Here is a 12,661-nt window from a genome sequence, read left to right on the forward strand (position 1 = left end):
ATGGGGATTGCCACGGCCGCTTCAAGGCGGACGCCGCCGCAGCCACTGGGTGGTCGCGTGACGCCATTGTCGCGTGGTTCGCAACGCCCGGTCGCCACGGCGCTGTGGAACGCTGCATCCAGCGGATGCAGATTGGGTGGCGCAGCAGGCGCCGATTGGTTGCATGCCGGTCGCGTTGTTCATCGCCCGGCAATGCTTTTTAATCCCAAGACCCTCTGCCCGCCTAGGACCCCATGTCTCTTATCGACTGCAGCGAAGCCCGCCACGCCAGCGCCATCCTGGACATCTTCAACGACGCCATCGCCAACTCGACGGCGCTGTACGACTACAAGCCGCGGCCGCCGGAGAGCATGGTCGGCTGGTTTGCGACCAAGCGGGCGGGCGGCTTTCCGGTGATTGGTGTGGAAGACACCGACGGCACGTTGATGGGCTTTGCCAGCTACGGCACGTTCCGCGCCTGGCCGGCGTTCAAGTACAGCGTGGAGCATTCGATCTACGTGCACCGCGACCATCGCGGCAAAGGGCTGGGGCGCACGCTGCTGCAGGCCTTGATCGCCGCAGCGCAGGAGCGCGGTGTGCATGTACTGGTCGGCGGCATCGATGCCAGCAATCAGGCCAGCATCGCCTTGCACGAACAATTCGGCTTCACCCACGCCGGCACGGTGCGCGAGGCCGGTTTCAAGTTCGGGCGTTGGCTGGATCTGGCGTTCTATCAGCGCATTCTGGCCACGCCGGCCGATCCACACGACGATTGAATAGTGCTGCCTGGCGCCGACACGGCGTGCCGCGCTCTGTTCGCACCCTTGTTTGAGCCGGGCTGAGCGGTCGGGCGATGTAGCGAGTTACTGCGACGCGGCCTCACCCAGTGCCTGTCTGCGATGGAGGCGATCGGAATGCGCTGCGTGTCAACGCAGCGTTGCACGGGATCTGTTGCACAGGATCTGCAGCCAGGAGCGGCTAGCAAAACGTAGCCGTGCCGTCGGTGTGCTAGCCAATCTAGTGCGGATGCCGCTCCGTCGCATACGGATTGGCCTCGCCGCTGCCTGGCGGGCGCAGCGTGTAGCGCTTGTAGGTCCACTGGTATTGCGCCGGGTCGCGCCGGGCGATCTGTTCGATGCCCGCATTGAGCGCGCTGGCCGCGCGCACCGGGTCTGCATCGGCCACCGCCGGGTCGGACGGCTGCACATGCAGCGCGAACTGCAGATCGCCACCGGCGCGTTCGCACCAGCCGTACAGCACGATCGCGCCGGTACGTTCGGCAAGCCGGTTGACCAGGGTCATGGTCAAGGCCGGAATGCCGAAGAACGGCGCAAAGACGCCATCGCCCATCTTCGGTTGCTGGTCGGGCAGGATGCCGACCGCGCCGCCGTCCTTGAGTACCTTGAACAACTGCCGCACCGCCGGACCTTCGGCACGCACCTGACGCACGTTGTCGCCGCCACGGGCCAGTTGCAGGAAGCCGTCCACCGTGTCCGACTCCGGCGGGCGGTACACGATCGCGATCGGCCCGCGTTCGGACAGCCACTGATTGAGCAGTTCCCAGTTGCCGAAGTGCGGTGCTGCCACGATCACCCCGCGTCCGGAGGCCAGCGCTGCGTCGTAGAGCTCCTGGCCATTGCGTTGCAGGCGCGCCAGGTTTTCGGTCGGCGGGCGGGTCCAGGTGCGCAGCACTTCCAGCGTCTGCCGGGCGGTCGAACGCAGCACTTGCGCATGCAGCTGCGCGCGCTCGCCGGCATCCAGTTCCGGGTACGCCAACTCCAGGTTGCGACGTGCCACGCGGCTCTCGCGCGCATCGAGTTTGCGCCAGCTCCAGGCCAGCGTATCGGCCACACGTTTGAGCAGCGGCCACGGCAGGCGACCCACGGTGGCGGCGGTGGCGTAGAGCAGGCGAGCGCGAGCATCAGGTTTCATCGACGTAATTCTAAACAGCGCGGTCGCCGAAGGCCCGCGCGTGACAGTACGGGCAGTGCTGGGCATGCTGCGCGACACAGTTTGCTCAACCACAATGCCCATGCTTGCACTGATCCAACGCGTCACCCGTGCCTCGGTCACTGTCGATGCGGAGCGCGTCGGTCAGATCGGTCCCGGGCTGTTGGCCCTGGTCGGGGTCGAACCCGGCGACAGCGATGCGCAGATCCGGCGCCTGGCCGAACGCCTGCTCGGCTATCGCGTCTTCGCCGACGACGCCGGCAAGATGAACCGCTCACTCACCGATACCGCGGGCGGGCTGCTGCTGGTCAGCCAGTTCACCCTGGTTGCCGACACCAGCTCCGGCACCCGCCCAGGCTTCAGCACGGCCGCACCGCCGCTGGAGGCTGAACGGGCGTTCAATCAATTGGTGGCGATCTGCCGCGAAAAACATCGTGGCGGGGTGGAAACCGGGCGTTTCGGTGCCCATATGGTTGTCGACCTGGTCAACGATGGCCCGGTGACCTTCCTTCTCAGGCCCTAGCCAGCGCTACACCAGCGGTCTCGTCTTGAATCCGGCAGACGGGGCTTCACGCTGGTATAATGCTAGGTCCTCTTTCCAATCTCAAAGCCGGTGGCGCGAGCATCCATGGCCAACGAACGTCCTGCCCAGCAATCCGACATCAAGCTACTGATCAGCAAGGGCCTGGAACAGGGCTATCTGACCTACGCCGAAGTCAATGACCATCTGCCCGACGACCTGGTCGACCCGGAGCAGATTGAAGACATCATCAGCATGATCAACGGCATGGGCATCGATGTCCATGAAGTTGCGCCCGATGCTGAAACCCTGTTGCTCAACGATGGCAACACCGGCAACCGCGAGGTTGACGATACCGCAGCCGAAGAAGCTGCCGCCGCGCTGACTGCGCTCGACACCGAAGGTGGCCGTACCACCGACCCGGTGCGCATGTACATGCGCGAAATGGGCACGGTCGAGCTGCTGACCCGCGAAGGCGAAATCGCCATCGCCAAGCGCATCGAAGAAGGCCTGAGCCAGGTCCAGGCAGCATTGGGCGTGTTCCCGCTGTCGACCGAAATGCTGCTGGCCGATTACGAAGCGCACAAGGAAGGCAAGAAGCGTCTGGCCGAGATCGTGGTCGGTTTCAACGACCTGATCGAAGAAGCCGACGCCGCCGCCGCTGCGCTGGCGGCCGCCGGCCCGGTTACTGTCTCCGAAGACGATGCTGCCGACGACGACGATGCCGAAGATGGCGACGACGACGCTGCCGAAGAAGAGGCCGGCCCGACCGGTCCGGACCCGGTGGAAGTGGCCACGCGCATGGAGAACCTGGCCAACGAATACGCCAAGTTCAAAAAGATCTATGCCAAGAACGGCGCCGAGCACAAGCTGGTGGTCAAGGCACGCGAGGACATGGCCGCCATCTTCACCACGCTCAAGCTGCCGTTGCCGCTGACCGACGCGCTGGTCACCCAGCTGCGTGGCGTGGTCAACGGCATCAAGGATCACGAGCGCAAGGTGCTGCACCTGGCCACCACCGTGGCGCGCATGCCGCGCAAGGATTTCATCCGCTCCTGGGAAGGCAACCAGACCAACCTGGAATGGGTGGAAGACGCACTCAAGCGCAAGCAGAAGTGGTCGTCGGCGCTGCGCGATGTCAAGGATCAGATCGTCTCCGAGCAGCAAGGCTCGATCGAGATGGAGAAGGCCAACTACCTGACCCTGGGCGAGATCAAGGAGATCAGCCGCGCGATGGCCTATGGCGAAGCCAAGGCACGCAAGGCCAAGAAGGAAATGGTCGAGGCCAACCTGCGTCTGGTCATCTCCATCGCCAAGAAGTACACCAACCGCGGTCTGCAGTTCCTCGACCTGATCCAGGAAGGCAACATCGGCCTGATGAAGGCGGTGGACAAGTTCGAATACCGTCGCGGTTACAAGTTCTCGACGTATGCCACGTGGTGGATCCGTCAGGCCATTACCCGTTCGATCGCCGATCAGGCGCGCACCATCCGTATTCCGGTGCACATGATCGAAACGATCAACAAGTTGAACCGCATTTCCCGTCAGATGCTCCAGCAGTTCGGCCGCGAGGCCACGCCGGAGGAACTGGCCAAGGAAATGGACATGCCCGAGGACAAGATCCGCAAGGTGATGAAAATCGCCAAGGAGCCGATCTCGATGGAAACCCCGATCGGCGACGACGAGGATTCGCATCTGGGCGACTTCATCGAGGACACCAATGTGGAGTCCCCAATCGACAACACCACCAACATCAATCTCTCCGAGACGGTGCGTGATGTGTTGGCCGGCCTCACCCCGCGCGAAGCCAAGGTGCTGCGGATGCGCTTCGGTATCGACATGAATACCGATCACACGCTGGAAGAAGTCGGCAAGCAGTTCGACGTCACCCGTGAGCGGATTCGTCAGATAGAGGCCAAGGCGTTGCGCAAGCTGCGTCACCCGAGCCGTTCGGAGCAGCTGCGCTCGTTCCTCGATATCGACTGATATCAGGGCGATTTCAGCGCAGTGATTACAACAGCCCCGCATCTGCGGGGCTGTTGCGTTATGGGTCAGTCGAAGGACGATAGTTGCAATAAGTGCGGGGGATGCGCGCCACGGCAGCGTATTGCAGCGCTACGGCATTCACGCATCAGCGACGAAGCCGCACGGCGCCGCAACATGAAATCGGCGCTTCTCCAAAGCTCACGTGGTGTTCTAACCGTGCCTTCTAAGTTGACGGACGTACGCACACGAGACCGCCTTATGAGCAGGCAAAGCCGCTTTGAAACCACCACGTACCGCGATCACGAAATCCGCGTACGCGTTGAGCGCGCTGCGCCGGAGGCCAACTGGACGTTTCAGGTCGATGTGTATGCGCTTTGCGGCCAACGCCAGCCACGCATCGACGATCAGGGGCCTGGTTGGGAGACGTATCAGGACGCTATTGCGCAAGGGTTTCACGCGGGGCGGAAGTTGATCGATGCGCAGTTTGAGATGGCGTAGTGGCCGGGCTGAGGATTGGGGATTAGTGATTCGGAATTGCTGAGGTATGTGTAGCGCTAGATGGTTCACCCTCGAATAGTGCGGCAGGACAGATTGATCGCGTACACCTTTAAAGCCTGGCTCACGCCGGGCTTTTCTGTGTCTGCATGCGCAAACACAGGTAGATGCGGCCACACGCGTCCTCATTGACACCTGGTGCCAGCAGACAGCGACGCGCTCAGACAGGTAAACTTTCGCGTCAGCTGGACGGTCCGACATGCCTCGCATCTCGCCACCCACCCCGCCGGGCCTATAGCTCAACGGTTAGAGCAGAGGACTCATAATCCTTTGGTTCCAGGTTCGAATCCTGGTGGGCCCACCAAATTTCAGTTCAAGAACGTCCAATGTAGTCCGGAAAGTTCAAGAAATTCCCTGAAAGCCGTTGATATTTTGTCTTGAAAAGTCCAGCTGTATCCAGTTGCATCCGCGTGTGAAGTGAGTCAGGCTGTGAGTCGTCCTATTGCATTTTGCCTGCCCGACTCACAGGTGCCTGACTCACATGCTTACAGATACAAAGCTTCGCGCGCTTAAACCTAGGGATGCTGCCTTTCGGGTGGCTGACTCAAACGGTTTGTGCATTGAGGTGCGTACCACTGGTGCAAAGGTTTGGCGGTATCGCTACCGGTATGCAGGCAAGCCAAGCATGGTGACCATCGACGAGTACCCGGCGCTTTCACTGATGCAGGCTCGTGCAGAGCGCGACAAGCTACGCATGCTGCTGAAGGGTGGAGCTAACCCGGCCCATGTCGCTCGGATTGAGCGAGCGGTCCAAGCCGAGCGCGTGAACACTACATTCGGAACCATTGCGCTTGAGCTGTTGGCTAAGCGAGCTAAGGAGGGTCTAGGTCCAGGTTCGGTAAAGCGAGAGCGCCGTCTGATCGAAAAGGATTTGGCTTTTATTGCTGACATGCCGATCACTGATGTCAGTGCTCCCATTCTTCTGGCTGCTCTGAGGAAGCTGGAGCAACGGGGCGTGGTGGAGACTGCCCACCGGGCGCGGTCTCATGCAGGACGAGTTTTCCGGTACGCGATTGTGACGGGTAGGGCTCATCGAAATCCTGCCGAAGACCTTGTGGGTGCATTGGAGCAGCCGCAAACCAAGCACTTCGCAAGCCTGACCGAGCCTGGGCGAATTGGCGAGCTTCTAGGCGCGCTGTGGGCTTACCGGGGCTCCCCTGTGACCTGCGCGGCCCTCAAGCTGGCTCCTATGCTTTTCGTGCGCCCTGGCGAACTGCGGCAGGCCAAGTGGACGGATATCGACTTGGAAGCCGGTGAGTGGCGCTACGTCACCAGCAAGACCAAGACCGCGCATATCGTTCCTTTGTCCGCACAAGCAGTGGCAGTGCTTGAGGAACTGTGGCCACTAACCAAGCGCAGCGACTACGTGTTTCCCGGGGTGCGTAGCGCCGATCGCCCCATGAGCGAGAACACGGTCAATGCCGCGCTCCGCAATTTGGGTTTCGATGGCGAAACCATCGTAGGTCACGGCTTTCGTGCAATGGCGCGCACCGTGCTGGATGAAGTTCTGGGGTTTCGCCCAGACTACATACAGCCAAGCAAGTGGACGCTGACACTAAATAAACTGGACGAAGCTATCAGCCAAACTGGACGGCGACGTCATTTAGGCTGGACGGTTGTGACTTGCAAAGTCAGCGCAGCCAGGCAAGGAGGATGCAACTCGGCTGGCCTGCTGCTGGTCAGAGGCAGCGCTTATAGAGCGCCCAGCGCCGCCTGCGGGAGGACTGCGCGGCCACGTACTGCTAGCGAGGGATTCTCACGGAGCCTAAACGCCGGCAGAGCTAGAGCAGGCGCGGGCCGATCACGCCTGCTCCGGCAGTTCGAAGAAGTCCGCGTAGCGGGAACTGAAGCTCTCGCGGTCTGTGACGAATGCCTCCAGATCTGCTGCAATTCCATGCGCGAAAGGTGGTAATTCGATACCATGCGCATGCGCCAATGCTCGGACGGCCAATTCGGTCTTCGCAGCGCTTCCTCTACTGTCAGGCATGGCATGCGCCATCCACCAGTGGAGACTACCCAGCGTCGGCATCAGGCTGGCGGGATCGTGGCGTTGTGCGATTAAGTTGCTAAACAAGGTTTCGACATGATTCATGATCGGCTGCACCATTCCGAATGGTGTGTGCTCAATGACAAATGGAAAAGCTGAGCCTTCAACCTGCAGACCGTTTCCTTTCCGCCCTTGCTGGGCGAGCGAATGGTAGAAGTCGTCAGGATTCACAGCCAGCTTTAATTGGGTGAGCGGTATCATTGCCCCATTCAGTACACCTACCATTTCGAAAACATCATGCGCCATGAATGTTTTGGGCAGCGCCTGCTCACTTTTTGCAACAAGGTCGTTCGCTTGCCGGATCAGCGGAAGCTGGCGCACCCTTGGTCGCAGATATGCATAGTGTTTTGTAAGAGGCGTGGAGACGTTCTTTTGCCGTGGGTAGCCCGCCGCAAATGGCTGTGCATTTCCTTTCGTTTGACCGGGGCCCTCTGCCTGCGGATTTTGTTGTGTAGCCCAGCTATGACGTGCTGCGCCTGAGAAATCCCACAACTGCCGGAAGGTCTGGATCTGCCCGCTTGCAATACGTTCGCCACCTTCCCGCGCAGTGGCATAAAATCGGCGGCCATACTCTTGATTCTCTGGGGTTGACTCTTGGTTGACGCGCGGATCTGGCCATCGTGCCACGCCCGTCAGCGCGACCTGTGCGGGCGACAGACTGCACTCGGTAGCAGGTCCTGGCAGTGACCTGCGGATAGGCGGCGATACCGAGGTGATACTATGGTTCAGCCCCTGCATGCCGGGCGCCAGAGCCGCGAAGGCAGCCTCCCTCAACAACGTCTGGGACCACTCCGTGAGGGATTGATGTCTCGGCTCATGGAAGCGACTGCTTTCAATGTGGAGCGTATGTTCGCCTTGTTCCTCGGTGTAAAGCACTTGCAGCTGCACATCAGAACTGATTCGTTCCTCTGGAGCCAGCGCCTGGTGGGGGCGGCGATGTTTCAGTTCCACGGTCACTTTCTCCCACGGTCTGGACAGCGCCATGTCGATAGCTGCCAGCGCTACGTTTTCCCCGTGCTGCTGAACTTTGTGCGGCAAATGGCCGGCGCCAGCCCGCCTTGCCCTACGAGCCCCGAGTGACCCCAAGCCATACAGGCTAGGTGACATGGGCGCCTCGGGAGATGACGGCGTAGAGGGCGTGGTCTGCTCTGCGGCGTGGGCTGCATAATCCTCAAGTGAGCCCGCCACGCTCGGCTTTGAAACGCATAGACCCATGTTGATCTCCTACAGTGACTGTCGGAGCAAGTTTGGCGAGAAGCTCTCCGATTCGCGCTGGCTCACCGAAGTCATAGCTGGGACGACGAAGCATTGACGCGCGGGATTCTCGAGCCTCTATAGAGGCTTGGCAGGGATTCTTGAAAAAATCCTTTTCTGACAGCAGGTTAGATCACTTTTTGCTTTTTTTACGAATCCCCCCCCGACCCTCGATCGGCTTGTATTACATATCGATGTAATCGAACACTTCGGTGCGAAGTCTTGGAGCAGAGGGGTTCAACATCCGATTCCACGGGCGCTTACGAGAAGGCCGATTGAGGCCGTGAGGAGGGTTCATGTCAAAGCGAAGGAAGTTCAGGCGCCCGAAGCGGCAATTCGATCTCTCACCTCATCCGGCATCAGGCGCTCGCGCCTGCCGGCTTGAAGCGTCCTCAGTCCCCACTCCCATGCAATGTCTTGCTCTGCGACCCATCGCCTGGCGTTCTCGCTGGATTGTTCGACCGGCTGAGTCAGCCGAAAGCGTGGTCCGAGCCCAAAGAACAGATCGAAACCAAAATCAATCGTCAGCAACCGACGCAGCTGCCGGGTATGCCCGCCCGGGAGATAGCCATCCCATCCAGCGTCCTCTAGCTGCAGTACGACGCGGGAGAAGCAGAAAGCCTGCCTTTGCATGATCCTTGGATGCAGATCAAACGCAAGCTCCTTGTCTTCTGCCAACGGAAAAATGAAGCAGATGAAGTAGGCGAACAGCTCCTCTGCGATCTCCCACAGCGGACCCTCAATCGTGGCCAGGAACAGGCTGGCGTGCAGCGAACGCCCGAGTTCAAAAGCCCGCCCTTGATTTCCTGCTTCATGCGCTTCTCGAAGCAATACGACGAGCGCGGCTAGGCTATCCAGGCCCGCTTGTCCCTCCAGGCGTCGAGTCACTTGGCGCGTTGCTTTACGCCGCACATAGCGTCCGCGCTCCAACGCCTGCTGATCGAAGATCGCCATCTGGATCCCGGGTCCCAACCGCTTTAGCAGCGTGTCGGCACTTACCCCAACAGGGCGGGAGATGTCCAGCGCGTCCCAAGCTGCTGCCATGAGGATTTCACTGGAGCCTGCCATGGCTGCTTCTGTGGTGCGGAGAGTTTCGGCGCCGGGGACGTGCTTACCCAGGGCGTACTTGGCCCACAAATTGTGATGGTGCTCGCCCTTGAGGTAGGTGCCGGGCTGCAAAACCTGACCCAGGCGATAGGCCGTCGGACGGCCCATACGCGCCCGCAGCCCCTCGAACCATAAGCCAACCTTCAGCACGTTCAAGGCCTTCTCAGCGGAACGGTTTGCGTTCGATTCGGCTAAGCGAACTACCGCTTTTACCCGGCCAAGTTTGTAGTCCTTGATCTGTATCAATGGCTTATCGACTCATTGCGGTGCAATTTAGAGTAACGCGGAAGCCCTCAGTTTCCTTCTGGGCGACTATCGGTGCAATCGTTACGCTAGCGGCATGACAGAGCGTGACGAACACATCGGCGCGTTGGCCAAAGTCCTGGAGCAGGATCTGTTGCACCACTACGGCCCGGTGATCGGCCAGGATGATCTGCGCCAAGCACTGGGCTACACCTCGCTGGATGCGTTCCGGCAGGCTCTGTCCCGTGACTCGCTGCCGGTGCCGGTGTTCCCCATCCCTAATCGCCGCGGCAAATACGCGCTTGCCAAAGACATTGCGCACTGGCTGGCAGGCTTGCGCGACCAAGCCATCCGGGCATCGCACCCAAACGGAAACACGCCATGACTGCGAACATGGAAGACAGGGGGTCAGCATGACCTGACGACTCCCACCGCCATTCCACACGTGGGAAATGCAAAAGCCCCCAAGCGCGTCAACGCTTGGGGGCTTTGAGGGTGTAGCTAGAACCTATTCGCTGCATTCTCGGCATCCGCCCTCCCTTCGTCAATCCCTGTTTGCCAGCTCTTACGCGCTGGCGCGGGGGACTGTTGCCGCTGTTCTGGCCCGGATGCTGGTGCCTGGAACGAAGGCGGTGCAAGGAGTGCCATGAATCCGTTGAAAGACCTGTGCCGGTGCCTGCTGCGCACTGACCTGACCGATCGGCAGGTTGGTCAAAAGTTGAATCGCTCGCCGACCACGGTCGGCCGCTATCGCAAACGCCTGCGAGCCCTCTCACAATCGTGGGATGACATCGAGAGCATGGACGAAGTCGCGCTGGCGCGCCGATTGAATCCGGGCAAAAGTAGTGCGAAGAAGTTGCTCGTTGAACCGGATTGGTCGTATGTGCACGCCGAGCTGCAGCGGCGCGGCATGACGATCGCGCTATTGCATGAGGAATATGCCCTTGGCTTGGAAGCCGGGGCGATGTCAGAGACCGAGTTCCGACGCCGCTACCGCCGCTATGCGCGTAAGCGAGGACTGGTCATGCGTCAGGTGCGTGTACCGGGACAACAGCTGTTTCTGGACTTCTCCGGAGTGCGCCCTTCGATCACTGATCAGATGACCGGCGCAACAACCCCGGTGGAGCTCTTCGTGGCGGTCATGGGTGCCAGCCGCAAGACCTTCGTCTATGCCGTCGCAAGCCAGAAATCGGTTGACTGGATCGCTTGCAATGCAAAGGCGCTGGAGTTCTTTGCGGGCGTGCCCACCTATCTGGTGCCGGATAACCTCAAGGCGGCGGTGACCTCCGTTTCCGGGCAGGACGGGGCACTGCTGAACATGACCTACGCCGAGTTCGCTGCACACTACGACACCATGGTGCTGCCGGCACGTCCGCGCAAACCTACGGACAAGGCGCCGGTGGAGATTGGGGTGCAACTGGCCCAGCGTTGGATCCTGGCGCGGCTGCGCAATCGGGTGTTCTTCTCGCTGGAGGAACTGAATCGCGCCATTGCCGAGCTGGTGGACCGCATGAACCTTCGTCCGATGCGTGGGTCCGGCGGAAAAAGCCGTCAGCAACTGTTCGAGGAACTGGACGGCCCCGCGCTGCGTCCCTGTCCGCAGATGCCCTACGAGTACGCAGAGTGGAAGCTTAAGGTCCCTGTGGGACAGGATTACCACGTCCCTTGGCAGGGCCACTTTTACTCGGTTCCTCACACATTGGTTGGCGCAAAGGTGAACTTGAAGGTCACCCGGGAGGCCGTGGCAGTCTTCCACCGCGACAAGCGGGTGGCCATGCATCCGCGCAGCGGCGAAGTGGGTGGATGTAGCACGTCACCGGAGCACCAGCCACCGGCTCATCGCGCTTACGCACAAGACACGCCGGACGTACTGATGACATGGGCGCGTCAGCAAGGAGGCGCCCTGCATAAGTTCGTGCAACGACATAGCGCGACCCATCGCCGACCGGCACTGACCCTGCAAGCCTGTCGAGGGCTGCGACGCCTTGCGCGTGAACACGGGATCGAAAGGCTGCAGGCGGCCTGTGACCGGGCAGTGCGCATCCAAGCAAACAGTGTCAGCTCGGTGAAGTCGATCCTGGTGCGCCATCTGGATCGCAGCGCATCTTGCGATGACAGTGCAAGCAACGATGACGCTCCACAGGCGCACGAAAACGTGCGCGGTGCTAACTACTACTCATAATTCAGGGAGAACATTATGTCTTTGGAACATACGATTGATCAGCTACGAACGCTCAAATTGACCGGCATGGTGGCTGGCGTCGAACATCAACTCGCCCAATCCAGCTACGGAGCACTCGGCTTCGATCAGCGCCTTGGCCATCTGGTTGACGCCGAGGTGAGTCAGCGCGACAGCAAGCGCTTCACGCGCCTGATTCGCAATGCCAAGCTCAAGGTCTACGCCGAACCGGAGGCTATTGACTATCGTGTTGGGCGCGGGTTGGATCGATCGGTGATCGCGGATTTGCTGACCTGTGGCTGGATTGAGCACCGCCAAAACGTTTTGGTCACTGGACAAACAGGTACTGGAAAGACCTGGTTGGCATGTGCCCTGGCCGTACAAGCCGCACGCCAAGGGATCACCGTAGGCTACCGGCGCGTAGGCCGCCTGTTGGAAGACATGGAGGTCGGGCATGCGGACGGCTCACTGGCCAAGCTTCGCAATCAACTCGCCAGGACCGGACTACTAATCTTGGATGATTTCGGCCTGACGCCGCTGAGCAGCCGCGGACGTGCAGATCTACTGGAATTACTCGATGACCGTGTCGGCTCTGGCGCCACGATTGTGGCTGGCCAGATGCCAGTGCAGGACTGGCATGCGTTTATCCATGACCCTGCTTTGGCTGATGCCATCATGGATCGACTGATTCACAGCAGCCACAAACTAGCGCTCAAGGGTGAATCCATGCGAAAGACGAAGGTGGCCAAGTCCGGGAAGTGAAGATTGGCGGCGCTGTCCAGCGCTTCTGGCGCTCGCATCCAATTCATTTGGCGGCGGTGTCCAGTTCCGTCGCCGATGA

At 60.5% G+C, this 12,661-nt stretch carries 11 protein-coding genes, 1 tRNA gene and 1 pseudogene; 9 read left to right on the forward strand and 4 right to left on the reverse strand.

Annotated elements, in window-relative coordinates:
- The first annotated feature begins 233 nt into the window (after positions 1-233).
- The gene (locus NMB96_RS08840; protein ID WP_023905373.1) at positions 234-755 is read left to right on the forward strand and encodes a GNAT family N-acetyltransferase; all 522 of its coding nucleotides are present in this window, start codon (positions 234-236) and stop codon (positions 753-755) included.
- A gap of 241 nt (positions 756-996) precedes the next feature.
- On the opposite strand, the gene NMB96_RS08845 is transcribed toward NMB96_RS08840, so the two are convergent.
- The gene (locus NMB96_RS08845; protein WP_183086911.1) at positions 997-2,013 is read right to left on the reverse strand and encodes a lauroyl acyltransferase; all 1,017 of its coding nucleotides are present in this window, start codon (positions 2,011-2,013) and stop codon (positions 997-999) included.
- On the opposite strand from NMB96_RS08845, the gene dtd reads away from it, so the two are divergent.
- From dtd to NMB96_RS08870, 5 genes are all read left to right on the forward strand, one after another.
- Positions 2,012-2,452, forward strand: a complete 441-nt coding sequence (dtd, locus tag NMB96_RS08850) for a D-aminoacyl-tRNA deacylase (RefSeq protein ID WP_043889495.1) — start codon at positions 2,012-2,014, stop codon at positions 2,450-2,452. The genes NMB96_RS08845 and dtd overlap by 2 nt on opposite strands.
- A 105-nt stretch (positions 2,453-2,557) precedes the next feature.
- On the forward strand, positions 2,558-4,435 hold the full coding sequence (gene rpoD, locus NMB96_RS08855; RefSeq protein WP_023905370.1) for an RNA polymerase sigma factor RpoD: 1,878 nt from the start codon (positions 2,558-2,560) through the stop codon (positions 4,433-4,435).
- A gap of 174 nt (positions 4,436-4,609) precedes the next feature.
- On the forward strand, positions 4,610-4,933 hold the full coding sequence (locus NMB96_RS08860) for a DUF6566 family protein (RefSeq protein ID WP_043889494.1): 324 nt from the start codon (positions 4,610-4,612) through the stop codon (positions 4,931-4,933).
- A 285-nt stretch (positions 4,934-5,218) separates the two neighbouring features.
- Positions 5,219-5,294 (forward strand) — tRNA-Ile (locus NMB96_RS08865).
- A gap of 177 nt (positions 5,295-5,471) precedes the next feature.
- Positions 5,472-6,902, forward strand: coding sequence for a tyrosine-type recombinase/integrase (locus tag NMB96_RS08870; RefSeq protein WP_255086691.1), 1,431 nt, complete (start codon positions 5,472-5,474; stop codon positions 6,900-6,902).
- Here the strand turns inward: NMB96_RS08870 and xopAH are convergent.
- From xopAH to NMB96_RS08880, 3 genes and pseudogenes are all read right to left on the reverse strand, one after another.
- Complete coding sequence (gene xopAH / locus NMB96_RS08875) at positions 6,792-8,021, reverse strand: XopAH/AvrB family type III secretion system effector (RefSeq protein WP_425520922.1); 1,230 nt, start codon at positions 8,019-8,021, stop codon at positions 6,792-6,794. The two genes, NMB96_RS08870 and xopAH, sit on opposite strands and share 111 nt — an antisense overlap.
- A 33-nt stretch (positions 8,022-8,054) precedes the next feature.
- Positions 8,055-8,252: pseudogene (locus NMB96_RS23370) on the reverse strand (XopE/AvrPphe family type III secretion system effector); the annotation flags it as partial.
- A gap of 354 nt (positions 8,253-8,606) precedes the next feature.
- Complete coding sequence (locus tag NMB96_RS08880; RefSeq protein WP_255085065.1) at positions 8,607-9,644, reverse strand: hypothetical protein; 1,038 nt, start codon at positions 9,642-9,644, stop codon at positions 8,607-8,609.
- A 94-nt stretch (positions 9,645-9,738) separates the two neighbouring features.
- Between NMB96_RS08880 and NMB96_RS08885 the strand changes: the two genes are divergently transcribed.
- From NMB96_RS08885 to istB, 3 genes are all read left to right on the forward strand, one after another.
- Positions 9,739-10,026, forward strand: a complete 288-nt coding sequence (locus NMB96_RS08885) for a hypothetical protein (protein ID WP_046932707.1) — start codon at positions 9,739-9,741, stop codon at positions 10,024-10,026.
- A 261-nt stretch (positions 10,027-10,287) separates the two neighbouring features.
- Entirely contained in the window at positions 10,288-11,823 is a 1,536-nt protein-coding gene (gene istA, locus NMB96_RS08890; protein WP_229009178.1) for an IS21 family transposase, read from the forward strand.
- 15 nt (positions 11,824-11,838) lie between these two features.
- Positions 11,839-12,582 (forward strand): IS21-like element helper ATPase IstB, encoded by a 744-nt coding sequence (istB, locus tag NMB96_RS08895; protein WP_053051498.1) that lies wholly within the window; start codon positions 11,839-11,841, stop codon positions 12,580-12,582.
- Positions 12,583-12,661 lie beyond the last annotated feature (79 nt).

The sequence above is a fragment of the Xanthomonas hortorum genome (assembly GCF_024339125.1).
GTDB lineage: Bacteria > Pseudomonadota > Gammaproteobacteria > Xanthomonadales > Xanthomonadaceae > Xanthomonas > Xanthomonas hortorum.